This is a genomic window from uncultured Microbacterium sp. (genome assembly GCF_937927635.1).
Taxonomy (GTDB): Bacteria; Actinomycetota; Actinomycetes; order Actinomycetales; family Microbacteriaceae; genus Microbacterium.
In genome coordinates, this window is record NZ_CALBRW010000016.1 from 35,644 (window position 1) to 58,038 (window position 22,395).

At 69.5% G+C, this 22,395-nt stretch carries 27 protein-coding genes; 13 read left to right on the top strand and 14 right to left on the bottom strand.

What is annotated here, in order from left to right; genetic code table 11:
* Positions 1-59 precede the first annotated feature (59 nt).
* Both Q0568_RS04840 and Q0568_RS04845 read right to left on the bottom strand, forming a co-directional pair.
* The gene (locus Q0568_RS04840) at positions 60-419 is read right to left on the bottom strand and encodes a CrcB family protein (RefSeq protein WP_298863111.1); all 360 of its coding nucleotides are present in this window, start codon (positions 417-419) and stop codon (positions 60-62) included.
* Positions 416-796 (bottom strand): CrcB family protein, encoded by a 381-nt coding sequence (locus tag Q0568_RS04845; RefSeq protein ID WP_298863114.1) that lies wholly within the window; start codon positions 794-796, stop codon positions 416-418. The genes Q0568_RS04840 and Q0568_RS04845 overlap by 4 nt, the downstream gene beginning before the upstream one ends.
* Positions 797-902: 106 nt before the next feature.
* Between Q0568_RS04845 and Q0568_RS04850 the strand changes: the two genes are divergently transcribed.
* The gene (locus Q0568_RS04850; RefSeq protein ID WP_298863117.1) at positions 903-1,619 is read left to right on the top strand and encodes a Pr6Pr family membrane protein; all 717 of its coding nucleotides are present in this window, start codon (positions 903-905) and stop codon (positions 1,617-1,619) included.
* Here Q0568_RS04850 and Q0568_RS04855 read toward each other — a convergent pair.
* Both Q0568_RS04855 and Q0568_RS04860 read right to left on the bottom strand, forming a co-directional pair.
* Positions 1,543-2,922, bottom strand: coding sequence for an FAD-dependent oxidoreductase (locus Q0568_RS04855; RefSeq protein WP_298863120.1), 1,380 nt, complete (start codon positions 2,920-2,922; stop codon positions 1,543-1,545). The two genes, Q0568_RS04850 and Q0568_RS04855, sit on opposite strands and share 77 nt — an antisense overlap.
* Before the next feature lie 115 nt (positions 2,923-3,037).
* Positions 3,038-3,796 (bottom strand): MerR family transcriptional regulator, encoded by a 759-nt coding sequence (locus Q0568_RS04860; RefSeq protein ID WP_298864120.1) that lies wholly within the window; start codon positions 3,794-3,796, stop codon positions 3,038-3,040.
* A gap of 189 nt (positions 3,797-3,985) precedes the next feature.
* Between Q0568_RS04860 and Q0568_RS04865 the strand changes: the two genes are divergently transcribed.
* Together Q0568_RS04865 and Q0568_RS04870 are read left to right on the top strand one after the other, a co-directional pair.
* The gene (locus Q0568_RS04865; protein ID WP_298863123.1) at positions 3,986-4,828 is read left to right on the top strand and encodes a DUF4097 family beta strand repeat-containing protein; all 843 of its coding nucleotides are present in this window, start codon (positions 3,986-3,988) and stop codon (positions 4,826-4,828) included.
* A complete protein-coding gene (locus tag Q0568_RS04870) occupies positions 4,825-5,454 on the top strand; it encodes a PadR family transcriptional regulator (protein WP_298863126.1) in 630 nt (209 codons plus the stop codon). Before Q0568_RS04865 ends, Q0568_RS04870 begins: the two co-directional genes overlap by 4 nt.
* A gap of 200 nt (positions 5,455-5,654) precedes the next feature.
* Here Q0568_RS04870 and Q0568_RS04875 read toward each other — a convergent pair whose 3' ends face one another.
* Entirely contained in the window at positions 5,655-6,194 is a 540-nt protein-coding gene (locus Q0568_RS04875) for a universal stress protein (protein WP_298863130.1), read from the bottom strand.
* A 153-nt stretch (positions 6,195-6,347) separates the two neighbouring features.
* Here Q0568_RS04875 and Q0568_RS04880 point away from each other — a divergent pair, with 153 nt between their 5' ends.
* Both Q0568_RS04880 and Q0568_RS04885 read left to right on the top strand, forming a co-directional pair.
* Positions 6,348-6,536 carry a DUF3073 domain-containing protein gene (locus tag Q0568_RS04880; RefSeq protein ID WP_298863132.1) on the top strand — a complete coding sequence of 63 codons (189 nt, stop codon included), beginning with the start codon at positions 6,348-6,350 and terminating at the stop codon, positions 6,534-6,536.
* A 122-nt stretch (positions 6,537-6,658) separates the two neighbouring features.
* A complete protein-coding gene (locus Q0568_RS04885; RefSeq protein ID WP_298863135.1) occupies positions 6,659-7,483 on the top strand; it encodes an MOSC domain-containing protein in 825 nt (274 codons plus the stop codon).
* A 22-nt stretch (positions 7,484-7,505) separates the two neighbouring features.
* Here the strand turns inward: Q0568_RS04885 and Q0568_RS04890 are convergent, their stop codons facing one another.
* Genes Q0568_RS04890 through purM form a run of 3 tightly spaced genes read right to left on the bottom strand, consistent with a single transcriptional unit; the run spans position 7,506 to position 11,419 of the window.
* Complete coding sequence (locus Q0568_RS04890) at positions 7,506-8,834, bottom strand: MFS transporter (RefSeq protein WP_298863138.1); 1,329 nt, start codon at positions 8,832-8,834, stop codon at positions 7,506-7,508.
* Positions 8,831-10,297 carry an amidophosphoribosyltransferase gene (gene purF, locus Q0568_RS04895; protein WP_298863141.1) on the bottom strand — a complete coding sequence of 489 codons (1,467 nt, stop codon included), beginning with the start codon at positions 10,295-10,297 and terminating at the stop codon, positions 8,831-8,833. The genes Q0568_RS04890 and purF overlap by 4 nt, the downstream gene beginning before the upstream one ends.
* Before the next feature lie 6 nt (positions 10,298-10,303).
* Positions 10,304-11,419: a phosphoribosylformylglycinamidine cyclo-ligase gene (gene purM, locus Q0568_RS04900; RefSeq protein ID WP_298863144.1), complete on the bottom strand. Its 1,116-nt coding sequence runs from the start codon at positions 11,417-11,419 to the stop codon at positions 10,304-10,306.
* A gap of 242 nt (positions 11,420-11,661) precedes the next feature.
* On the opposite strand from purM, the gene Q0568_RS04905 reads away from it, so the two are divergent.
* From Q0568_RS04905 to Q0568_RS04915, 3 genes are all read left to right on the top strand, one after another.
* Positions 11,662-11,961, top strand: coding sequence for a hypothetical protein (locus tag Q0568_RS04905; RefSeq protein ID WP_298863149.1), 300 nt, complete (start codon positions 11,662-11,664; stop codon positions 11,959-11,961).
* A 287-nt stretch (positions 11,962-12,248) separates the two neighbouring features.
* The gene (locus Q0568_RS04910) at positions 12,249-12,848 is read left to right on the top strand and encodes a zinc-binding alcohol dehydrogenase (RefSeq protein ID WP_298863152.1); all 600 of its coding nucleotides are present in this window, start codon (positions 12,249-12,251) and stop codon (positions 12,846-12,848) included.
* Between the two features lie 12 nt (positions 12,849-12,860).
* Entirely contained in the window at positions 12,861-13,553 is a 693-nt protein-coding gene (locus tag Q0568_RS04915; protein ID WP_298863156.1) for a YceI family protein, read from the top strand.
* Positions 13,554-13,560: 7 nt separating this feature from the next.
* On the opposite strand, the gene Q0568_RS04920 is transcribed toward Q0568_RS04915, so the two are convergent.
* Entirely contained in the window at positions 13,561-13,878 is a 318-nt protein-coding gene (locus Q0568_RS04920) for a potassium transporter Trk (RefSeq protein WP_298863160.1), read from the bottom strand.
* Positions 13,879-14,030: 152 nt separating this feature from the next.
* On the bottom strand, positions 14,031-14,387 hold the full coding sequence (locus tag Q0568_RS04925) for a sterol carrier family protein (RefSeq protein ID WP_298863163.1): 357 nt from the start codon (positions 14,385-14,387) through the stop codon (positions 14,031-14,033).
* A gap of 139 nt (positions 14,388-14,526) precedes the next feature.
* Here Q0568_RS04925 and Q0568_RS04930 point away from each other — a divergent pair, with 139 nt between their 5' ends.
* The gene (locus Q0568_RS04930; RefSeq protein WP_298863165.1) at positions 14,527-15,213 is read left to right on the top strand and encodes a CoA pyrophosphatase; all 687 of its coding nucleotides are present in this window, start codon (positions 14,527-14,529) and stop codon (positions 15,211-15,213) included.
* A gap of 40 nt (positions 15,214-15,253) precedes the next feature.
* Positions 15,254-16,531: a phosphoribosylamine--glycine ligase gene (gene purD / locus Q0568_RS04935; RefSeq protein WP_298863167.1), complete on the top strand. Its 1,278-nt coding sequence runs from the start codon at positions 15,254-15,256 to the stop codon at positions 16,529-16,531.
* Between the two features lie 92 nt (positions 16,532-16,623).
* On the opposite strand, the gene Q0568_RS04940 is transcribed toward purD, so the two are convergent.
* Both Q0568_RS04940 and Q0568_RS04945 read right to left on the bottom strand, forming a co-directional pair.
* Positions 16,624-17,154 carry a GNAT family N-acetyltransferase gene (locus Q0568_RS04940; protein ID WP_298863170.1) on the bottom strand — a complete coding sequence of 177 codons (531 nt, stop codon included), beginning with the start codon at positions 17,152-17,154 and terminating at the stop codon, positions 16,624-16,626.
* A 22-nt stretch (positions 17,155-17,176) separates the two neighbouring features.
* The gene (locus tag Q0568_RS04945) at positions 17,177-17,332 is read right to left on the bottom strand and encodes a hypothetical protein (RefSeq protein ID WP_298864153.1); all 156 of its coding nucleotides are present in this window, start codon (positions 17,330-17,332) and stop codon (positions 17,177-17,179) included.
* 66 nt (positions 17,333-17,398) lie between these two features.
* On the opposite strand from Q0568_RS04945, the gene Q0568_RS04950 reads away from it, so the two are divergent.
* On the top strand, positions 17,399-17,566 hold the full coding sequence (locus tag Q0568_RS04950; RefSeq protein ID WP_298864156.1) for a hypothetical protein: 168 nt from the start codon (positions 17,399-17,401) through the stop codon (positions 17,564-17,566).
* A 76-nt stretch (positions 17,567-17,642) separates the two neighbouring features.
* Here the strand turns inward: Q0568_RS04950 and Q0568_RS04955 are convergent, their stop codons facing one another.
* Together Q0568_RS04955 and Q0568_RS04960 are read right to left on the bottom strand one after the other, a co-directional pair.
* Entirely contained in the window at positions 17,643-19,058 is a 1,416-nt protein-coding gene (locus Q0568_RS04955; protein ID WP_298864123.1) for a DHA2 family efflux MFS transporter permease subunit, read from the bottom strand.
* 177 nt (positions 19,059-19,235) lie between these two features.
* Positions 19,236-19,835 carry a PadR family transcriptional regulator gene (locus tag Q0568_RS04960; RefSeq protein ID WP_298863173.1) on the bottom strand — a complete coding sequence of 200 codons (600 nt, stop codon included), beginning with the start codon at positions 19,833-19,835 and terminating at the stop codon, positions 19,236-19,238.
* 241 nt (positions 19,836-20,076) lie between these two features.
* Here Q0568_RS04960 and Q0568_RS04965 point away from each other — a divergent pair, with 241 nt between their 5' ends.
* Together Q0568_RS04965 and Q0568_RS04970 are read left to right on the top strand one after the other, a co-directional pair.
* On the top strand, positions 20,077-21,369 hold the full coding sequence (locus tag Q0568_RS04965) for a hypothetical protein (RefSeq protein WP_298863176.1): 1,293 nt from the start codon (positions 20,077-20,079) through the stop codon (positions 21,367-21,369).
* Positions 21,370-21,399: 30 nt separating this feature from the next.
* On the top strand, positions 21,400-22,263 hold the full coding sequence (locus Q0568_RS04970) for a phosphoribosylaminoimidazolesuccinocarboxamide synthase (RefSeq protein ID WP_298863178.1): 864 nt from the start codon (positions 21,400-21,402) through the stop codon (positions 22,261-22,263).
* Positions 22,264-22,395 lie beyond the last annotated feature (132 nt).

A 22,395-nucleotide genomic window follows, 5' to 3' on the forward strand; every position in this document is an offset into this window, starting at 1 on the left:
GGCTCGGAGCGTACCCGTCCATTATCCGTGAGTCGCGCGGGAGTGCCTGCGGGATGCTGTCAGGCGGCCAGGCCCAGCGCGAGGCCGACGGCCGCGGCGGCGAAGCCGGCCAGCAGCATCCCGCCCGAGTACAGGACGGATGCCCGGCGCTCACCGTCGCGCCACAGCGCGACCGTGTCGATCATCGCCGTGCTGAAGGTGGTGTAGCCGCCGAGGAACCCCGTGCCCACGACGAACGCCGCCCCCGGCAGCATCCCCACCACGAGGCCGAGCAGCAGCGATCCGCTCACGTTGATGATCACCACGCCCCACGGGAACCGCGTGCCGGTCGCCCGCGCGATGCCGAGGTCGACGAGGTACCTCGTCGCGGCACCCAGTCCGCCGCAGGCGGCGGCCAGCAGGAAGATCATCGGGCTCATGCGGCGCCCCGCTTTCGGCCGAGATGCAGTCCGAGTGCGGCGAGCGCGATGCCGCCGGCCAGGGTGAGGGCGACATAGCCCGCCGCCAGCAGTGCAGACGACGCCCACAGCTGCACGGAGTCGACCATGAACGAGCTGTAGGTCGTGAACCCGCCGAGCATGCCGGTGCCGAGGAACACCCGCAGATCGGATGCCGGAAGCCGGGCGGTCAGGATGCCCAGTACCAGGGCGCCGACCAGGTTCGCCACCAGAACACCCACGGGCGCATCGGGGATGAGCAGCCCCAACCCCATCCGGGCGGCGGTGCCCAGCATCCCGCCCAGAGCGACCAGCGCCGCACGCCGCAGGACGGCGCTCGCTGGGGTGGATGAGGTCACCTGCGCAACTCTAGTCGGGAGCCTCGCCCCGGCCGCCGTTACGTAGACTCGGGAGACGACCGAGCCCCACCCGAGGGGTGCCCGGCCCCAGGAGGACGACGCCCGCGTGCTGACGAGAAGGATCTTCGGATGGCTGCGTCTGCTCGCCGCAGCCGTGTGCGTCGTGTCCCTCACGCACCGGATGCTGTGGGGCATGGGCTCGCAGACCCTCGCCAGCGACAACTTCTTCGCCTACCTGACCATCCAGTCGAACATCGCGTTCGCCGCGGTGACGATCACCGCCGGGATCATCGCGCTGCGGCAGCCGCTGGATCCCGCCTGGCTGACCTCGGCGCGTGTGCTGGTGCTGAGCTGGACGACCACGGCGGGGCTGGCCTTCTCGATCATCGTCTGGCAGGCGGGGGTGCGCGGCATCCCGATCACCGTCCCGTGGTCGGACGTCGTGCTGCACTACGTGCTGCCCGCGCTGGCCGTGATCGGCTGGCTGATCGGGCCGGGGCGGCAGCCGGCATCCTGGCGGGTGCTGCCGTTCGTGCTGCTGTACCCGCTGATCTGGGGCGTGTTCACGATCTGGCGCGGCAGCATCATCGGCTGGTATCCGTACTACTTCCTCGACCCTCGCCAGGTGTCCGGGTTGCCGGAGATGGGCATCTCCTGCCTGGCGGCGCTGTCGATCTTCGCCGTGGTCGCCGCCCTGCTGGTGCTGCTGAGCCACGTGCGCGTGCGGCTGCCTCCGTGGGGCGAGATCAGCTCGCGTCCTTCGGGGTGGGTGCGAAGAACTCGAGTGCCGCTCTGGCGGCCACCCGTGCGTCGCGGTCGCTGAGCGCCGCGAACTCCTCCGCCTCCGACCCTCCGACGATCCCGACCAGCACCGGTTCCCCGGTGGCCGGCATCAGGTTCAGCCAGGTGCGGATCAGCCCGTCGCCGCCGACGACGTGCCAGATGGCCTGCTCGGCGTCCCAGAACGGCTCGTCGAATCGCATCCACACCGTCTCGACGAAACCGGATGCCAGTGCCGAGATGGCGCCCCGGTGCGAGAACGGCAGCGCGGGGGCGAATTCGATCCCCTGCTGCTGCAGCACGCCCAACGGCACGGTGACGATCACGCGGTCGAACGACAGGGCCTCTCCGGTGCCCAGCCGCAGGCTCACACCCTTGTCGTCGTAGGCGATGCGCACGACCGGCGAGGCCAGCGTGATCTCCTGATCCTTCAGGTGCTTGTCGAAGAACCCGCCGAGGTCCTCCTCCATGCCCGTCAGTGTGTCGGCGGGGAAAGCCGGCGGGTACCAGCTGGATGCCTTGGCGGGGTCCGCGCCGGTGATGGCGGCCTGCCAGGCGAGGGCCGCAGCGAGCGCGGGGTCATCGGGATCGGCCCCGTTCTGCGTGAGGGCCTCGTCGAGGGGCACGTCGGACGGCAGGCTCTTCGCCCTGTCGATGGCCTGGGCGATGGCCTGCCCCGAGACCGTGTCGACTGCGCCGTCCTTCGACCAGCCGGTCGCCGTGTCGAGTGCGACCTGCTGCTCGCCGAGCGTGGTGATGCGGTCGTGCAGGGCCGTGAGCTGCTCGTCGGAGATGAGCCACGCGCCCAGCTGCGCGGGGATGGGCCAGTCGTCGCCCGACTTGCTGAGGATGCGCCCGCCCGACCGGTCACGGGCCTCGAAGATGGTCACGTCGTGGTTGGCATCGGCCAGCATCCGCGCCGCCACGACGCCCGCGGCACCCGCGCCGACGACCGCCACGCGCTCCTTCTCACCCGCCGCGACGATCAGCGCGAGGGCTGCGGAGCGGCCGGAGTCGACGGCTCCCAGCACGGTGCCGGGGTGATCGGGATCCAGCGCCTCCCCGGCGAAGTACAGCCGGTCGCCGATGGGCTCTGCGAGGGTCGCGCGCTGCTGCGGGTCGGCGCCGGCCGGCAGGTAGCTGATGGATCCGAAGGAGTACGGGTCGGTCGACCAGGCGCTGCGCGCCCACGCGGCAGGTGCGGGGACCGCCGGCGGGGCCGTGGGCCTGGGCACCGGGGTCGTGCGCGTCGGCTTCGGTTTCGGCTCGGGCGTGCACGCGGCCAGGAGCACCGCTACGGCACCGGTTCCGGCGCCGAGCAGCAGGGTGCGGCGAGTGATGCTCATCGTTCAGCCAGACTATCCCGGGCTGGCAGGTGGCGGCCATCACGGCCGGGCCTGCGACATCCACGATCAGAGGGATATCGCGGGCTCGGCCGGCCACGGGTACAGGTGCGAGCGGCTACAGGTTCGCCTCGGCGTAGTTCCGCAGCGCGTCGCGCACGAACGCCGCACCCTGTTCGCCGCCGTAGTTCGCGCCGAAGCGCGGGTCGGCGACGTACATCTCGCCGAGTCCGATCACGTACGCCTTGACGTCACCGCCGGCGGCGGCGGCCGGAGTGCCGGGGATGCCGGTGAGCCAGGCCACATGACGCGCGGCGAGCGCCTGCGCCTCGGCGGATGCCGGGTCGACGCCCGTCTCGGCTGCGGCGACCCAGTCGTGATTGAGTTCGACCACGCGCTGCTTCCAGCCCGCGCGCTCGCTCTCGCTCATGCCCCGCCACCAGCGGTCGCTGTCGGCGTAGGCCTTCTTGCCCCAACGCTGCTCGACCTCGTCCTTGTACTGGGTGTGGTCGAAGCCGTCGAACATGTTCTCGGCCATGAGGTCCTTCCTCTCTGTCAGTGCGGTGATGGTGGATTCGACGGACGCGATCTGGCGCGCGAGGCGCTGCTGCTCCGCCCGGAGCAGCTCGAGATGCGTCTGCAGAGCGGATGCCTCAGGTTGCCCCTGCTCCAGCACCTGCCCGATCTGCGGCAGGCCGAGCCCGAGCTCGCGCAGCAGCAGGATGCGCTGCAGGCGCACGAGCGCGGACTCGTCGTAGTGCCGATAGCCGTTGCCCGCGATGCGCGAGGGCGCCAGCAGTCCGATGGCGTCGTAGTGACGCAGCGTTCTGCTGGTGGTGCCCGCGAGGCGGGCGATCTCCTGGATGGACCAGTCCACGGCATCCGCTCCTTCGGTCGTTCCATCGATGAAGACCACGGTAGAAGTTGACGTTACGTCAAGGTCAAGCGCGAGCATCCTGAGTCTTTCCTGACCTCGACCCAACCTCTTGACAAACTCGAGATATATCGTGTTACGCTCGCAACACGCGATATATCTTGATATCGCCCAACCAGGAAGAGAACGACAATGACCGAGAAGTGGCTCATCGCCCCCGGCGAGGAACGCGTCATCGACATCGCCTCCGCATCCCGGCTCAAGATCGGGCTGGTCGGCGGTCAGGTCGACGTCATCGCACACGACGAACCCGGTGTGCGCATCGAGGTGCACGGCGTCACCATCAAGGACCTGCGCGTCGAGTCCGACGGCGCCCAGATCGAGATCGACCACCCGCAGATCGGGTGGGACAACTTCCTCGAGGTGTTCCGCAACTTCGGCGCCGGCGGCCCCAAGGCCGAGATCAGCGTGGCCGTGCCGCGCGGCATCTCGCTGACGCTGGGCGTGGTCAGCGCGGGGGCGCTGGTCTCCGGCATCCGCAACGACGTCAAGCTCAACACCGTCTCGGGCGACATCATCGCGGACGACGTGACGGGCGATCTGACGGCCAACTCCGTCTCCGGCGACGTGCAGGTGCGCAGCCTGACGGGGTCGGTCACCGCCAACAGCGTCTCCGGCGATGTCGCCGTCACCGGCTCGCTGCGCAAGGCCGTCGTCGACACGGTCTCGGGCTCGGTGCTGATCGACGCCATCGGCGACGTGAACACGCTCAACATCAACACGGTCTCCGGCTCCGTCACCACGCGCCTCGACGAGACGCTGCCCGCCAACTACGTGCTGCGCAGCATGAGCGGGCGGCTCACCGTGGACGGCGTCAAGCGCTCGGGCGGCGGCCCCAGCAACTACTCCGGCCAGACCGGCGAACTGGCCGGCAGCTTCGTCGACCTGCGCGCCAACACGGTCTCCGGCGGCATCACGGTGCTGCGCCAGGCTCGCCCGACCGTCGCCGACGACCCCGAGTGGGAGGAATCATGAGTCCCGCCGTCTTCTCGCACGGCGACCTGCGGCTGTACCTGCTGTCGCTGCTGAACGAGGCGCCGCAGCACGGCTACGGCATCATCCAGGCACTCACCGATCGCACCGGCGGCACGTACACGCCCAGTGCCGGCACCATCTATCCGCGCCTGGCGAAGCTGGAGGAGGAGGGCCTGGTCACCAAGACCGTCGAGGGACGCACCACCATCTACGCCATCACGGATGCCGGTCGCGCCGAGCTCGACGCCAGGACGGAAGACCTGGAGGGCATCGAGCAGGGACTGTCCGACTCGGTGCGGCTGATCGCCAGCGAGGTGCGGCACAGCGTGCAGGAGGCCATGCGCAGCCTGCGCGCCGACCTCGCCACGGCCGCGCAGGAGGAGCGTCGCGCCGCCAAGACGCGGCTGCGCTCGGACGGGATGAGCGATGAGCGCGTCACCAGCCGTGAGAACCTGCAGCGGGCGGATGCCGCGATCAACGCGTTCCGCGCCCAGGTGCGCACCGACCTGCGCACGCACGTCGCCCGCGGCTCCGTGCTGCCGGCCGCAGTGGTGACGGACCTCGAGCGGGCGCTCGACGACGCCGCCCACGCCGTGACCCGCGCGCTGTCGGCCCTGCGCGGCTGAGCCCCGGCTTCGCGCGGCTGTTCTCGACACCGCGCTGTCCTCCGCGCGGCAGTTCTCGACCCGCACCCAGGTCCGCGCGGCAGTTCTTGCTCCGCGCCGTGCAGATAGACGCAGCGCCGATCGAGAACTGCCGCGCGAGCATCCTGAGACGTCGAGAACTGCCGCGCGAGCAGCGGCGCGGCTGAGCCTTCGGGGCGGTGCTACTCCTGCCAGACCTTCTCGTCGTCGGGGACGGGCTCGCCCTGCGGGACCACCAGCACCGAGCGGTGCTGCCGGTGCGCGAGGCGCGCGGCCACCGATCCGGTGAAGAACTCGCGGATGGACTCCCCGATGCCGCGCTTGCGCGTGCCGATCACGATCAGCTGCGCGTCGAGCTTGTCCGCCAGCTGCTTGATCGCCAGCGCGGGGTCGCCCACCAGCTGGCGCGTGGCCCACACCAGCTCGGACTTGCCGAGAGCGTCGGAGGCGAGCTTCTGCACGTCTTCGAACTCGGCGGCGCCGGCATCGAGATTCAGGTCGATGGGTGCGGAGTGCACATAGCCGTCGGGGTCCTCGTAGGTGACGAAGCGCGTCACGTCGACGTGCACGACCATCAGCGGGGCCTTCAGCAGGGTGGCGTAGCGGATCGCCTCTGCCATCACCTGCGCGGGCTGGCCCGGCTGAATGCCGACGATCACCGCCTTCTGCAGTGCGGCGTTCTGGACGCTCTCTTCGGATGCCGTGGGCGTGGAATCTGTCATGTCGATCCTTCCGCGAAGGGCCGTCGCGCGGCCGATTGCTCTGGCGTGCGTGCTATTCTGAATGCTACTCTTACCGGCTTCAGGCCGGTGCCGTGAAATGACAGCCGGCTGTGCACAGCCCGCTGCTGAACTCGTAAAAAGGGGGTCTCGCGCATGGGCCGTGGCCGTCAGAAGGCGAAGCACACCAAGATCGCTCGCGAACTCAAGTCGTACAGTCCGACGGTGAACTTCTCCGCTCTGGAGAATGAACTCGGGCACCCGTCCTCCGAGGAGGACCAGTACGTCGACAAGTGGGCCGATCAGTACGAAGACGAGGATGAGGACGAGCTCGAGCGAGCCTGACCTCCCACCTCCGCACGACAACACCCTGGCGACCGGCATCCGCTGAGTCGACCAGGGTTTCGTCGTCCCCTCCGGACCCCGCTGGGCCCCTGAGCCCGTCGAAGGGATGACAGAATGGCCGGATGCCCCGCGTCGCAGCTCTGTACCGTCATCCGATCAAGGGGTTCACGCCCGAGCGCCTCGACGAGCTGACGATCCAGTCGGACGGACGCGTCGCCGGAGATCGCGTGCTGGCCTTCCGATTCGCCGATGCCGCGCAGCCCGAGCATCGCGACGGACTGGACTACTGGCCGAAGTCGAAGGGCCTCGCACTGGAGTCGTTCCCTACGCTGGCCGCGCTGCAGGTGTCGTACGACCACGTCGCGCGACGCGTGCGGGTCACCTACGACGACACTCTGCTCGTGGATGTCGTGCTGGACGCCGACGGTCGTGAAGAGCTCACCGAGATCATGACCGCGTTCGTGCTGGACTCCCCCGAGTGGAAGCTGCTTCAGCGCGAGGGCAGACTGCCGCTCGTGCTGGTCGGCGACGGCGAGCACGCACGGTTCCAGGACCGGTCCAAGGGCTTCGTCACCCTGCACAGCACCGCCAGCGTCGACGCCGTCGGCGACGTGCTCGGGCAGGAACTGGACCATCGCCGGTTCCGCTCGAACGTCGTGATCGACGGAGCGGATGCCTGGGACGAGCTGGCCTGGACCGGCGAGGTGCGCATCGGCGACGTGCGCTTCACCGCGGAGGGCCCGATCGTGCGATGCCTGGCTCCGCACGCGAACCCCGACACCGGCATCCGCGATGCACGCATCCTGACGGCCCTGACACGCGACATCGGGCTGCCGGAGCCCACGCTCGGCCGCCTCCTGCTGCTGCAGGACGTGTCCGGCGCGGTCGGCGACACCGGCGGGACGGGCGGCGTCATCCGCGTCGGCGACGAGGTGACGGTCTGCTGAGCAGGCCTCAGCCGTTCCGCCTTCACCAGGAGCCGTGCCGGCTCTCCCACTCGTCCTCGACGGTGCGTCGGCGGCCGGCGACCATGCCGAACGGGATCACCACGATGAGCACCGCACCGAGCAGCAGCAGCGACCACGTCCACGAGCCGCTCACCGCGTGCAGCACCCCGAACAGCACGGGGAACACCGCCGCAACCGCGTAGCCGACGCTCTGCACGAAACTCGACAGCACGACTGCTGTCTCGGGAGTGCGGGCGCGGATGCTGATCAGCACCAGCGCCAGCGGGAACAGCACGCCGTTCACGCCGAACAGCACGGTCCACAGCACGAGCAGTCCGGGAGCCGGCGCCAGGATCAGTCCGGTCAGGCCCACCAGGCCGCCGATCGATCCGACCAGCACCAGGGGGCGCGTGGCCTGCATCCGCACCACCAGCACCGGAACCAGCAGCGATGCCGGCAGTGCCACGGTTCCGAACAGCGACAGCAGCAGGCCGGCGGTCGCCGCATCCACCCCGCCGATATCGATGAACACCGCGGGCAGCCATGCGAACGACACGTAGGCCATCGTCGACGAGGTTGCGAAGACCGCCGACACCGCCCACACCAGAGGAATGCGCGCGAGCCGTCCGAAGAGCCGGCGATCGGCGGGTGTCGTCGGGATCGGGCCGGTCAATGCTTCCGTCGGGATGTCGCGTGTGGATGTCTGCGCGGACTCCGCGGCGGCGGGCTCGGGCCCTTCGACAGGCTCAGGGACCCAAGTACTGGCATCGACTCGCCCGCGCAGCAGCATCAGGATCCACGGGACGACACCGGCCAGCGCGAACGCGCCCCACAGTGCGATCGAGAAGCGCCAGCCCATGGCATCCGCCACCGGCACCGCGATCAGCGGCGGCACGAACGTCGAGAGCGCCATGGCCGAGGTGTACAGCGTCATCATCAGCCCGAGCCGGTCGGGGAAGTACTTCTTCACCAGCGGAGGCATGAGGATGTTGCCCATCCCGACACCCGCGAAGATCAGGGCGGTCGTCAGCAGCAGGCCGGTCGAGTCGCCGACCAGGCCGCGCAGGACCAGCCCGACCGTGATCGTCGCGAGCGCCAGCACCGTCAGCCGTTCCAGCCCCAGCCGGCGCTCGAGAACCGGAGTCACCAGACCGAACAGCCCGAAGCACACCGGCGGCGCCGCGCCGATCAACCCGACCACGGTCGGTGCGAGCGGGAAGTCGCGCTCGATCAGGTCGAGCATCGGCGACAGCGACGCCACCGCCGAGCGCAGCGAGAACGCGCACAGCAGGATGCCGAGCACGGCGAGCGCACGCCCGTGCCAGAGCGGCCGTGCGCTCGAGGCCGTCACGAGGTCTGCGACTTCTCGACCCAATCGAGATACTCGGGGGTCACGGTTCCGGTGATGTAGCGCCCGTCGAAGCAGCTCATGTCGAGGTCTGTCAGCTCGGAGCCCTCGATGATCGCGGCCTTCAGGTCCTCGACCTCCTGGTACACGATCCTGTCGCAGCCGAGCACCTCGGCGATCTCGGGGATCGTGCGGCCGTGCGCGACCAGCTCGTGCTTCGACGGCATGTTGATGCCGTACACGTGCGCGTAGCGCACCGGCGGCGCGGCCGAGGCGAAGATCACCGACTTCGCACCGGCATCCCGGGCCATCTGGATGATCTGCGTGCTGGTGGTGCCCCGCACGATGGAGTCATCGATGAGCAGCACGTTCTTGCCCTGGAACTCCGCCGACATGGCGTTGAGCTTCTGGCGCACGCTCTTCTTGCGCACAGCCTGCCCGGGCATGATGAACGTGCGGCCCACGTAGCGGTTCTTGTAGAAGCCCTCGCGGTACTCCTTGCCGAGCTTGCGGGCGACCTCCATGGCCGAGGGGCGCGAGGAGTCGGGGATGGGCATGACCACATCGATCTCGTCCAGCGGCACGTGCTTGGCGATGGTGTCGGCCAGTCGCTCGCCCATCCGCAGCCGCGACTCGTACACCGAGACGCCGTTCATGACGGAGTCGGGACGGGCGAGGTAGACGTACTCGAACGCGCACGGCGTCAGCTGCGTGTGCTCGGCGCACTGCTGCGTGAACAGTTCGCCGTCGTTGGTGATGAACACGGCCTCACCGGGCTCGACCTCGCGCACGACCTCGTAGTCGGCGTTCTCCAGCACCAGGGACTCGCTGGTCACCACCCACTCGTCGGCCTTCCCCGGCTCGGTCGCGGCCCGACGTCCGAGGATGAGGGGGCGGATGCCGAACGGGTCGCGGAACGCGAGCATCCCGTACCCGGCGATGATGGCGATCACCGCGTACGCACCCTCGATGCGCTTGTGCGTGCGGGCGACGGCCTCGAAGATGCGCTCGGGGTCGAGGTCGACCGCCGAGGTGGTGCTCTGCAGCTCGCCGGCCAGCACGTTCAGCAGCAGCTCGGTGTCGCTGGACGAGTTCAGGTGACGACGGTCGCGCTGCGCCATGTCGGCGGTCAGCTCACGCGTGTTGGTGAGGTTGCCGTTGTGGATGAGCACGATGCCATAGGGCGCGTTCACGTAGAACGGCTGCATCTCCTCCTCGTTCGAGGCGGTGCCCTTCGTGGCGTAGCGCACGTGCCCCAGACCGATGTTGCCGAGCAGCGAGCGCATGTCGCGGGTGCGGAACGCCTCGCGCACCATGCCCTCGGCCTTGGCCATGTGCATCACGCCGCTGGGCTCGGCCGTGGCGATGCCCGTGGCATCCTGCCCTCGATGCTGCAGCAGCAGCAGCGCGTCGTAGATGTCCTGGTTGACCGGGCCGTTCCCGACCATTCCGACGATGCCGCACATGGGGTGTTACTTCGTTCCGCTCTGATAGGCGCCGACCAGGCGCACGGCTCCACCATCGACGCCCTTGGCGCCCTCTTCGAACTCTCCGGCCGGCCGCGCACCGGTGTGCACGGTGCCGACCTGCCAGGCAGGGATTCCCTGTGCCTGGATGGCCGCGATCGCGGCATCCTTCTTCTCCTCCGCCACGACGGCGAGGAATCCGATACCCAGATTCCAGGTGCCCTCGGTGTCGACGATCGGGGTGCCCGCGATGTCGGCCAGCACCTGGAACACCGGGCTGGGCGTCCAGGTGGAGCGATCCACCTCGGCCCAGCTGCCCTGCGGCAGCACGCGGGCCAGGTTGGCGGCGATGCCGCCGCCGGTCACATGACTGAGGGAGTGCACCCCGTGCGGCACCTGCTCGAGCAGCGTCAGCAGCGGCGTCGTGTACAGGCGGGTGGGCTCCAGCAGGGCCTCACCCCAGGTGGTGCCGAGGTCGGCGGCGTTGTCGCCGTAGCCGATCCCCGCGTTCGCGACGATGTGGCGCACCAGCGAATAGCCGTTGGAGTGCAGGCCGCTGGAGGCCAGCGCGATCACCGCGTCGCCGTCCTGCACGCGATCCGCTCCGAGCACAGCATCCGCCTCGACCACGCCGGTCGCGGCGCCCGCCACGTCGTAGTCGCGAGGGCCCAGCAGGCCCGGATGCTCGGCGGTCTCGCCGCCGACCAGCGCCGTGCCGGTGGCCGAGCACGCCTCGGCGATGCCGCGGACGATATCGGCGATGCGCTCGGGCACGACCTTGCCGCACGCGATGTAGTCGGTCATGAACAGCGGCTTCGCCCCGACCACGACGATGTCGTCGACGACCATGCCGACCAGGTCCTGCCCGATGGTGTCGTGCTTGTCGATGGCCTGCGCGATGGCGACCTTCGTACCCACGCCGTCGGTGCTGGATGCCAGCAGCGGACGTGTGTAGCCGAGCAGTGCGCTGGCATCGAACATGCCGGCGAAACCGCCCACTCCGCCGAGCACCTCGGGCCCGTGCGTCGCACGAACGGAGGTCTTCATGAGTTCGACGGCGAGGTCACCGGCGGCGGTGTCGACACCGGCCTGAGCATAGGGATTGGTGGGGGAGGCTGCCACGCGTACAGCCTACCGGCCAGAGGGGTTCGCCGAGGTCGGTGCGACGGGGTCCGGATGCCGGGGAGACGGATGCTGGGGAGATGGATCTGCTAGAGTGAGTGATTGCGCATCACGACGCCGCTTCTCACCCGGCGCAGCGCACACCCGGCCAGGGTCCCCTCCAGGCTGGATCGCACCGATGCGATCCCCTCCCCGGCATTGCCGAGGCGGCAGCGTGCCGCCCGCACACGAATCACAGAATCATGAGCAGTACCGACATCTCCGCGCGCATCGACGCGCCTTCTCTCCCGACCGATTCCCCTGCCCCCGACCTGTCCTGGCGCCAGGCCGACCGCGACGTGTTCGTCGCCACCAACGACGGCGAGTTCGCCGGCTTCGTGACCGTGGACCACGGCACGCATGTCACGCACGACAACCACAGCCGTCGCATCGGCAGCTACCCGACCCTCGCCGCTGCGCGCCAGGCGCTGGTGGACGCCACGCGCCCGCCGTCCCGCCGCCGCGAGCGGCTGCGCCGCCGCATCCTCGCGCGCAGGCGCTGAGGGCCCGCGACACTCCCGAGCACCTCACCGCCTCCCTGCGCGGGTCGCCCCACATCCTCTTTTCGCGGGTCGCATATTGCTGCCTGCCTCGTATCGAGCCAGCAATACGGGACCCGCGACACTCCCGAGCACCTCACCGCCTCCCTGCGCGGGTCGCGGATTGCTGTCTCATGGGCGTTGAGTCAGCAATTCAGGACCCGCGAAGGGAAGGAAGAGCGGACCTGCGAAGAACAGTGCGACGCCCCGGAACCCGCGCGCGCCGCGAGCAACCCCCATACGATGGGGCCATGAGCGACAAGCCGCAGTGGCTGATCCGCGAGGACGCCGGCACCTCGGTGCTGGTGGCGCTCGCGCTGCGGCAGCTGCTCGGCATCCGCACTCCCGAGGACCTGCCCGCGCTGCGCGGGCTCGAGGTGCGCAGGCCCGACGCGGCCGACGTCGACGAAGCCCTCGAGGCGCAGTGGCGCGAGTACTGGGACATGACCGTCGAGCCGCGCGCGCACCGCTCGGACGTGCCTCTGGACCTGGTGGACGGCTTCGACACGCTCGTCGCGCTGCCCACCACCGGTGCGGAGGACCTGCGCGACGCGATCGTGCCGCACGCGGCATCCGCTCTTCGCTATGCGCAGGACGCGCACAACCGCTACGTGGATTCCGTCAGCTCCTCGGGCGGCGCGTACCGCGCCTACGCGAGCGCCATCGCCGAGTTCGAGCGCGAGGTCGGGCGGCGCGCGCACTCCTTCGACCTCAGCGTGCAGGTGCTGCCGTTCAGCCAACGCGGAATATGGTGGATCGGCTCGCTGAGCGTGGCCGTCACCGATGGCCTGCGCCGCGACGTGGTCGCGTTCGATGCGGCCATGCGGCCCGTCATCGCCGAGCTCGCCTGACCCCTCACCTTCATGAAGAAGCGCACCCTCATCACCCTCGTCATCGCCGGCACGATCGTCGTCGCGATCGGCGCGGCCGCCTTCGCCGGTCCGTACATCTACCGCGACTACCTCGTCGCTCCGGCGGCTGCGGAGCCCACCCTGTCGGCATCCGCTTCCACCGCCGGACCGGTGTCGAGCGACGAGCTTCAGGGCGACTGGACGGTCGGCGACGGCTCGTACGCCGGCTACCGGGTGGACGAGGTGCTCAACGACATCGACACGACCGTCACCGGGCGCACGGACGAGGTGACGGGCTCGTTGACCGTAGCGGACGCCACGCTGACCGCGGCGCGGATCGAGGTGGACGTGGCCTCGATCGCGACCGATTCCGGCAGCCGCGACTCGTACTTCCGCGGCACCGCGATGCGCACCGGGAAGTTCCCCACGGCGACGTTCGTGCTGACGAGCCCCGTGAAGGCATCCGCGATGCCGGTGACCGGTCAGCCGCAGAAGGTCTCAGCCGCCGGAGATCTCACGCTCGCCGGAGTCACCCGCAGCGTCAGCGTGGAGCTGGATGCCGTGTTCGACGGCGAGCGCGGTCAGGTGGTGGGCCGCATCCCGATCACGTTCGCCGACTTCGCGGTGGAGGCGCCCGACCTGGGATTCGTGAAGGTCGAGGATGACGGCTTCGTGGAGTTCTCGCTGACGCTCGAGAAGAGCTGACGCGGGATCAGTCCTCGTCCTCCTGGACGCGCTCGTGCTCCACGCGCACGATGCGGGTGTGCTTGCGCGCCGCCCGCTCGAGGATCAGCGCGACCACGCCGCCCAGCGCGATGCAGATCGGCACCGTCCACAGCAGCGCGAAGCCGAAGACCTGCCCGGGAGGGTAGACGACCCCGACGACCTCGGACTTCTCGTAGCTGCCGACCGCGGTGAGGATGCCGGCGATGACGACGCCCAGTACGGCGCCGAGCCCGAGGAACACGCCGAAGCGCGGGACCGGGCGGATCCGGGCCTCGATCGTCTGGTGCTGTGCATCGCGGGACATGCCCCCATTGTCCCACGCCCACCTGTGCTGCGCCCCACCCCCACCCCTTCTGTCGTCGAGAGCACGGGACCTCGCCGAGGGCACGAGCCGTTCGCGCGAAGAAGCCGTGCACTCGGCGAGATGTCGTGCAGTCGGCGGCCTGCGGGCCGGGCTCAGGGGTGCAGGGGGAGGAGCGGGGAGAGGTCGGCTCGGGTGCCGGATGCCGACACGCGGCCGGCTGCGACGGCATCCGCCCAGCTCTCCGTGCCGGTCGCCAGGGCGATCCAGGTCGCGGCGTTCATCTCGACGACGTTGGGCGGGGTTCCGCGGGTGTGACGAGGCCCCTGAACGACCTGCACCGCGCCGAAGGGCGGCACGCGCACCTCGACGCTGTTGCCCGGGGCCTTCTCGTCGAGCAGCTGCAGCAGGTATCTGACAGCCGTCGCCGTCGCCGCGCGCGGCGCATCCCCGGCCGCGACCACGGCCAGCGCAGCGCGTCCGTCACCGGTCTCGATCTTCGGCGTGGGCACCGCTCCAGGCTACGCCGGTCACAACTCCGGAGAATCGTGGGGCAAGGGGCCGGAGACAGCGATTCTCGGGCCTGTGGTGCCCAGATCTCCGGAGTTGTGAACGCCGCGGCCCGCGCACCCGGGCATAGGGTCGGTTGAGATGACGGATTCAGCCGAGACCAGCACCCTGCACGGGGCGCGTGCGGAGCTGCTCGCGGCCGCGGCACGCGGCGATGAGTGGACGCCGCGGTTCCCGCAGAGCGGGAGCGTGCAGCATCCGGCATCCGTGCTCATCCTGTTCGGACGGCTGGACAGCATCCCCGCTCGCACCGACGACCAGACCGTCGCCGCCGACCTCGACGTGCTGCTGCAACGACGCGCGGCCACGCTGTCGTCGCACCCGGGGCAGGTGTCCTTCCCCGGCGGAGGCCGGGAACCGGCGGATACCGACGTCGTCGCCACCGCGCTGCGCGAGGCCCAGGAGGAGACCGGGCTCGACCCCGCAGGCGTGGAGGTGCTGGCTTCGCTCCCCGAGATCCCGCTGGCGGTCAGCAGCTTCCTGGTGACCCCGGTGCTGGGCTGGTGGCGCACGCCGTCGCGCGTGGCGGCCGTCGATCATGCCGAGACGGTCGAGGTGTTCCGGATGCCCGTGGCCAGACTGCTCGACCCCGCGAACCGGTACACGTCTGTGCTGCACCGTGACGGCTTCACCTACAAGGCTCCGGCGTTCGAGGTGGACGGCACGGTCGTGTGGGGGTTCACCGCCGGCATCCTCAACGCCCTGTTCGACGCGACCGGCTGGGCGCTGCCCTGGGATCCGGCCGTCGAGCGTCCCGTCACCGTCTGAACCGGTAACCGTGACCGGCACCGCCGGTAGGCTTGCGGGCATGAAGATCCTGGTCCTCGGCTCCGGTGCGCGCGAGCACGCGATCATCCTCTCTCTGCGCTCGGAGGACGCCGAGCACGAGATCTTCGCGGCACCCGGCAACGCCGGGATCGCGCAGGATGCGACCATCGTCGAGCTCGACATGCTCGACGGCGCAGCCGTGGCCTCCTTCGCCAACGAGCGCGGCGTGGACCTGGTCGTCATCGGACCCGAGGCCCCGCTGGTCGCGGGCGTCGCCGACGTGCTGCGCGACCGCGGCATCCCCGTATTCGGGCCCGGCAAGGCGGCCGCCCGACTGGAGGGCTCGAAGGCGTTCGCGAAGCGGATCATGGATGCCGCATCCGTGCCCACCGGGCGCGCGGTGCGCGCGGCATCCGTCGCCGAGGTCGAGGCCGCATTCGACGACTTCGGCGCACCCCACGTGGTCAAGGCCGACGGCCTGGCCGCTGGAAAGGGCGTGATCGTCACGACTGACCGGTCCGAGGCCCTCGCGCACGCCGAGCACTACCTGGCGGCGGGCGCCGTGCTGGTGGAGGAGTTCCTCACCGGCCCCGAGGTCTCGCTGTTCTTCCTCAGCGACGGCGACACCGTGCGCGCCCTCGCCCCCGCGCAGGACTTCAAGCGCGCGCTGGACGGCGACGGCGGCCCCAACACCGGCGGCATGGGCGCGTACTCGCCGCTGCCGTGGCTGACCGAGCAGTTCGGCAGCATCGACGCGTTCGTCACCGAGGTGACCGACACTGTCGCGATGCCCGTCATCCGGCAGCTGGATGCCGAGGGCACCCCCTTCATCGGCCTGCTGTACGCCGGCCTGATCCTCACTCCCGCGGGCATCCGAGTGATCGAGTTCAACGCGCGCTTCGGCGACCCGGAGACCCAGGTCGTGCTGCCGCGGCTGAAGACTCCGCTCTCACGGCTGCTGCTGTCGGCGGCATCCGGACACCTCGAGGACGAGCCGGCGCCGGAGTTCTCCGACGACGTCGCGATCACCGTCGTGCTGGCCAGCGATGGCTACCCCGAGGCGCCGCAGACCGGCCGCATGATCGAGGGGCTCGCGGAGGCGGCATCCGTCGACGGCGTCCACCTCGTGCACGCCGCGACCGGTGCGCCCGACGCCCCCGGCGGATCGCTCATCGCAACCGGCGGACGGGTGCTGAACGTCGTCGCCACGGGTTCGGACTTCGCGGATGCCCGCAAGCGCGCCTACGAGGCCATCGGCCGCATCTCGCTGGAGGGCGCCCACTTCCGCCACGACATCGCGGCGCGCGTCGCGCAGTAGTCGCTCGGGCCGCAGCCAGAACTTGGCGGTGAGTCCGCCTCGTTCGACGTGGATGATCTGCTGAACGGTGCAGGACGATCGGATGCCGTGGATCAGAGCTCGATCCAGTACTGGCGCAGGCGCGCGTGCCCGGCATCCGACGCGTCCACCGTGTCGGCGAGCACGCCGCCTGAGCCCTCGATCGTGCGGTACGAGCCGGTGTTGTCGTCGTCGCAGGTGAGCATGACCCGGTCGTAGCCCTGCGCGCGGGCGCGGTCGAGGACGAGGTCGAGCGCGGCTCTGGCGATGCCCTCACGACGGCGGGACGGACGCACCGAGTAGCCGATGTGCCCGCCGAAGCTGCGCAGCCAGTCGTTCAGCTCCCGGCGGAACGCGATGAACCCGACCACTTCGCCACTGTCGGTGATCCAGAAGTAATCGCACGGCACGTGGCCTTCGGGCAGCTCGGTGCCGGGGCGGCCGTACTTCTCGGCTTTCGCGACGAATTCCTCACACGCGGCACGACCGGGAACCACACCGAGCTCGAGACCCGCGCCGTCGATGTGCACGGCGCCGAATTCGGCGACGGTCGCAGCCCAGGAGTCGAAGAGGTCGAGCGACGGGGCGGCGAGAGCGATCGGCATCCGTCCATCTCATCACATGTGCTCAACCGCGCCGGACGAAGTACCAGTTGGCGGCGAACCAGCACGCCAGCAGCGCGAAGAACATCCCGATGGCCAGGAACCGCGGCAGCGCGTCGACCGGCACGATGGCGAACACGACGATCTGCGCGGTGCTCAGCCCCAGCGCCAGCACGCCCACGGCCGCCAGGCCCTTGCGCGCAGCCGTCCGATCGCGCTCGTCGGCGTACTCCAGCGCGTTCCCGGTGTGAGCCTGCTGGGTCAGGCCGTGCTGCCCAGCCAGATCACGTCGAGCATGATGGTCTCCTTCGGCGCCAGCCGCAACGCCGTGATCTTCTGGCAGGTCGTCTCCATCATCATCTGGGCCGTGATCTTCGCCCTGATCGGCATGGGCGGTGTCGCACTGCTGCGCTGATCTCCGGCATCCGAAAGCGAGCAGGGCCGCCCAGGCTGAAAGCCGGGCGGCCCTGCTGTCGTTCCAGAGGCGGGTGTCAGCGCAACTCGTCGGCGCTCTTGCCCTGGTACCGGCCGATGAAGACGGATGCGATGAGCGCGACCACCATGACGGCCGCCGGCAGCAGCATGGACTGCGCCATCCCGCTGGAGAACCCGTCGGCCACGAACGCCGGCATCGATCCACCCCCGCCGAAGCCCGCGGGCGCCTGGTCGAGCCCGGGCAGGTTGGCCTCGAGCCGGGCCTGCATGAACGCGGCGATGGCGGAGGAGCCCACCACCGAACCGATCGTGCGGGTGGTGTTGTAGATGCCCGCACCGGCGCCCGCCTGGCGCGGCGGCAGGTTGCGGGTGGCCTCAGTGGCCAGCGGCCCCCACATGCCGGCGTTGCCGATACCGAGCAGGGCGGAGGGCAGCAGGAACATCCAGGTGGGGGTGTCCATGTTCATCAGCGAGGCGTTCCACAGCACACCGCCGGCCACGCACAGCAGGCCGGGCACCAGGATGAAGCGCGGGTCGACCCGGTCCAGCAGAGCGCCCGCGAACGGGGCCAGCACGCCCGAGATGACCGCCATCGGGATCATCAGCAGCGCCGACTCCGTGGGGGTCAGGCCCCGCGCCAGCTGCAGGAAGAACATGAACGGCAGCGACATGCTGGTCACGGTGAAGCCGACCGCGGCGATGCCGAGGTTGGATGCCGAGAAGTTTCGGTCCTTGAACAGCCCCAGCGGCACGAGCGCCTCGCTCTTCGTCTTCCACTGCTGCAGCACGAAGACGATCAGCAGCACGATGCCGACGGCGATCATGCCCCACACCGAGATCGGCCCGGTGATGGTGCCCCAGTCGTACTTCTGCCCCTCCTGCAGGCCGAAGACGATGAGGAACAGTGCCACGGCGCTGAGCACGACGCCCACGTAGTCGAAGCGGTGCGGATGCGTCTTGAGCTTGGGCACGTAGATCATGGCCAGCACGAACCCGATCACGCCGACGGGCACGTTGATGTAGAAGATCCACTCCCAGCCGAAGCCGTCCACGAGCAGTCCGCCCATCAGCGGGCCGACCAGGGTGGCGACTCCGGCGGTCGCACCCCACAGGCCCATGGCGGCGCCACGGCGCTCGGGCGGGAAGGTGCGGGTGATCACGGCCATGGTCTGCGGGGTCATGAACGCCGCACCCAGACCCTGCACCGCGCGGGCGACGATCAGGCCGACCAGGGTGGTGGACAGGCCGCTCCACAGCGAGGCGCCGGTGAAGACCACCAGGCCGATCAGGTAGATGTTCTTCGGCCCGAAGCGGTCGCCCAGGCGCCCGGTGATCAGCAGCGGCACGGCGTACGCCAGCAGATAGGCACTGGTCACCCACACGACGTTGTCGAGGTTGTTGGTGTCGGGGTCGAGCGCCGCCTTGATGGCCGGGTTGGCCACTGAGACGATCGTCGTGTCGACGAGGATCATGAAGAAGCCGATCACCAGCGCCCAGAGGGCGGGCCAGGGGCTGCGCGGCTGGTGACCGGTCGCGTACGTGCCGGTCGACGGTCCGCGAGTCGCGGATGCCGTGGGTTCTGTCATCGGCGTGATGCCTTTCGCTGTGCGGCGGATGCCGCGGTGTGTCTCTGTGAGGTCTTCTGAAGGTCAGGAGGAGGCGGATGCCGTGGATGCGGCATCGCCGAGCCAGGCGAAGTCCGGATCGGACAGGCGCTCGAGCACGCCGGCCGTCCAGGTAAGCTCGGCGCTCAGCAGGGCGACGTGCCGGTCGGCCTCGATGAGGAACTGATCGAGCACGCCGCGCGCGCGGGCGGCGGTCAGCTTGCCATGCAGGCTGTCGTGCTCGGCCTGCAGCGCCGCCAGCCGAGCGCTGAGCAGCTCGATCACGTCGGCCCGGCGCAGGTTGTGCGACTCGGCGAGCGCGACGCGGAACTCGGCGGTGCGGTCGGAGGTGCCCAGGCCCGCGCGCACCCAATCCTGCAGCGCCGGGCGGGCAGCGGGCTGCAGTGTGTAGGTCGTGCGCTCGGGGCGGTTGCCCTCGCGGTCCACGCCCGCCTCCGCGATCAGCCCGTCCCGTTCGAGGCGGGCGACCGTGTGATAGAACGTGCCGTTGGTCACGCGCACGATGCGGTCGTCCTGGCGATGCCGCAGCAGCCGGATCATCTCGTACGGATGCATGTCGCCCTCGGCCAGCAGCGCGAGCACCATGGCGCCCAGCGGCGTCAGCTTCACAGCATCCGCAGTCATATATCCCACCTCGATTAGTCCAGATGGACTATATCACTCGCCCACGCCGTCGAGTTATCCACAGGGCTTCACGGACCGTTCCCCCAACGACCTAGGCTCGGACACGATCCGAGGGGGAATCATGGCGGGACAAGCACGGACGTCGCACGTCGGTGGGCGCACGATCGCTGGAGCAGTCGCATCCATCACGACCTGCATGGTGCTGATGGTCGGATGCACTTCGTTAGCTTCCGCACCGACAGTGGCCGAGCAGTTGGACCAGGAGTTCTCGGCGGCCGACGGAGTCATCTCGGTCGAGATGACGGGCACTCAGCCGCTGCCGCTGGAGGAGGATGTCCACGGTTCCGTGACGATGAGCCCGGAGTCCTCCGCCGCGCAGGTCGACGAGATCGCAGAACGACTGGCGGGCTTCGCCGCCTCGCATCCGAGGATCACCAGCTGGAACGTGACACTCCAGGCCGGCGAGATCACCGTCGGCCTCGATCCTGACGCGCAGACGGTGGCGTCGAGACTGAGTATCGCCCGCGATCTCGCCGACAGCCGCGGCGTCGTGGCCGCGCACGTCGAGGCAGACTTTCGTGAGCCGGACCTGCTCGTGCAGGTGGACGATCCGGCAGCTCTCGTCTCGGCATACGCCGCCGCTGCCGATCTTGCCGTCACGCTCCCGCATGATGACTCTCCGATCGAGATCAGCGCCGTGAGCGATGACATCACCTCTCCCGACTACGAACGCGATCCTGAAAACGCGTTCGAGATCAGCAATCGTCCCGTTCCTGCCGAAGGCGGGCAGCTGGATGCCGGGATGCGACTGTACGACCTCGTCCGGGCGAAGCTGACTCTCAGGGCTGCGACTGTCACCGCGGAGAAGCTCATCCTGCGCGTGGCGGATGAGCGCGACATCATCGCACTCGAGAGACTCGTGGCCGAGAACTCCCGCGGCCTACGACTGGATCTGCAGGGCGGAAGGACGACACGCAAGCCCGATGCCGGGCCTCATGCGACTGCCGTGGCCATCGCGCTTCGCGACGTGGAGGAAGCGACGAGGATCCAGCTGTCGGAGGAGTATCTGAACGTGGAGGTCGCCTCGCCGGCCGATGCCCGCACCGTACTCGATGATGCTCGCCGGGTCCCCGAATTCACCGGGCTGGAGGGGTTCAGCCTCACGATCCCATCCACCTTCACCGTCAGTGACAAGCCCACCGGAATCGCCGAAGCGCTGGGCATGGCAGAGTCAGCCGCTGCGCTGCCCTTCGTCACCTCTGTGGAGGTGCTCAGGAATGTGCCGAACCAGGCGCCGTCCGTCGACCTCCGCCTCAGCGGCACCAGCGAGCACGACATCGCCGCCTTCTCCACCAGGATGAAGCCGCTGCTCGTCAGTGGCGGATGGCAGGTGCGGATCGACGCCGACGGTCACGTCGAGTCGTTCACCGCCGCAGATCGGATCACTCTCGATGACCCGGTCACGGACCGGGACGCGGCGGATCGTGACTTCGCCGAAGCCCTCAAGCGGGTGTGGGACGACACCGCAGGATGACGCGCGTCCGGCGGATGCCACAATGTACTCGTGAGCGAAGCACAGAGCATCCCCGGCTGGCGGCACATCTACTCCGGCAAGGTCCGCGAGCTGTACGCGTCGGAGGATCCCGGTGACACCCGCATCCTGATGGTCGCGTCCGACCGGGTGAGCTCGTTCGACTTCATGCTCTCCCCCGCCATCCCGCAGAAGGGCGAGCTGCTCACCACCCTGAGCCTGTGGTGGTTCGACCAGTTGGCCGACGTGCCCAACCACATCGTGGAGGGCGACATCCCGGATGCCGTGGCTGGCCGCGCCATGCTGGCGATGGCCCTGGAGATGCTGCCCATCGAGTGCGTGGTGCGCGGCTACATCACCGGCTCCGGCTGGGCCGAGTACGTGCAGAGCGGTACGGTCTGCGGCATCCCGCTGCCGGCGGGACTGAAGAACGGCGATCGCCTGCCCGAGCCGCTGTTCACCCCGGCCTACAAGGCGCCGATGGGCGAGCACGACGAGAACATCACCTTCGAGAAGGTCGAGGAGCTGGTCGGCGCCGAGCGCGCCGCGCAGCTGCGCGACGCGTCGATCTCGGTCTACACCCGCGCCGCCGCCATCGCGGAGGAGAAGGGCCTGATCCTCGCCGACACCAAGTTCGAGTTCGGGACGGATGCCGACGGCGTCCTGCGCCTGGCCGACGAGGTGCTCACCAGCGATTCCTCCCGGTACTGGGATGCCGAGTCGTGGGCGAACGGCACGACGCCGGAGGAGCGGATGGCCAGCTTCGACAAGCAGATCGTGCGCAACTGGCTCTCCGCGCACTGGGACAAGCAGGGCACCCCGCCCGAGCTCCCCGAGGAGATCGTCGAGAAGACGGCGGCCCGCTACCGCGAGCTCATCGCCCGCCTGACCGCCTGACCCGCCTGAGCCGCCGCCCCGGAGCCCGCGTCCCCTTTCCCCCGTTACGTTTCGAGGGCCGACACGCCACATGCACTCTCGCACCGGATGCCGCACAGCGGCCCACCGTCGGGGCGGTAGTGTTTCCTCGGC

Excerpts from the sequence above, each read along its gene's own strand:
- Q0568_RS04840 (WP_298863111.1), bottom strand. The coding sequence starts at position 419 with ATGAGCCCGATGATCTTCCTGCTGGCCGCCGCCTGCGGCGGACTGGGT.
- purD (WP_298863167.1), top strand. The coding sequence starts at position 15,254 with ATGAAGATCCTGGTCCTCGGCTCCGGTGCGCGCGAGCACGCGATCATC.
- Q0568_RS04905 (WP_298863149.1), top strand. The coding sequence starts at position 11,662 with ATGAGCAGTACCGACATCTCCGCGCGCATCGACGCGCCTTCTCTCCCG.
- Q0568_RS04865 (WP_298863123.1), top strand. The coding sequence starts at position 3,986 with ATGACCGAGAAGTGGCTCATCGCCCCCGGCGAGGAACGCGTCATCGAC.
- Q0568_RS04930 (WP_298863165.1), top strand. The coding sequence starts at position 14,527 with ATGACGGATTCAGCCGAGACCAGCACCCTGCACGGGGCGCGTGCGGAG.
- Q0568_RS04885 (WP_298863135.1), top strand. The coding sequence starts at position 6,659 with ATGCCCCGCGTCGCAGCTCTGTACCGTCATCCGATCAAGGGGTTCACG.
- Q0568_RS04880 (WP_298863132.1), top strand. The coding sequence starts at position 6,348 with ATGGGCCGTGGCCGTCAGAAGGCGAAGCACACCAAGATCGCTCGCGAA.
- Q0568_RS04940 (WP_298863170.1), bottom strand. The coding sequence starts at position 17,154 with ATGCCGATCGCTCTCGCCGCCCCGTCGCTCGACCTCTTCGACTCCTGG.
- Q0568_RS04870 (WP_298863126.1), top strand. The coding sequence starts at position 4,825 with ATGAGTCCCGCCGTCTTCTCGCACGGCGACCTGCGGCTGTACCTGCTG.
- Q0568_RS04920 (WP_298863160.1), bottom strand. The coding sequence starts at position 13,878 with ATGTCCCGCGATGCACAGCACCAGACGATCGAGGCCCGGATCCGCCCG.
- Q0568_RS04915 (WP_298863156.1), top strand. The coding sequence starts at position 12,861 with ATGAAGAAGCGCACCCTCATCACCCTCGTCATCGCCGGCACGATCGTC.
- Q0568_RS04875 (WP_298863130.1), bottom strand. The coding sequence starts at position 6,194 with ATGACAGATTCCACGCCCACGGCATCCGAAGAGAGCGTCCAGAACGCC.
- Q0568_RS04855 (WP_298863120.1), bottom strand. The coding sequence starts at position 2,922 with ATGAGCATCACTCGCCGCACCCTGCTGCTCGGCGCCGGAACCGGTGCC.
- Q0568_RS04910 (WP_298863152.1), top strand. The coding sequence starts at position 12,249 with ATGAGCGACAAGCCGCAGTGGCTGATCCGCGAGGACGCCGGCACCTCG.
- purF (WP_298863141.1), bottom strand. The coding sequence starts at position 10,297 with ATGTGCGGCATCGTCGGAATGGTCGGGAACGGCCCGGTCAACCAGGAC.
- Q0568_RS04960 (WP_298863173.1), bottom strand. The coding sequence starts at position 19,835 with ATGACTGCGGATGCTGTGAAGCTGACGCCGCTGGGCGCCATGGTGCTC.
- Q0568_RS04955 (WP_298864123.1), bottom strand. The coding sequence starts at position 19,058 with ATGATCCTCGTCGACACGACGATCGTCTCAGTGGCCAACCCGGCCATC.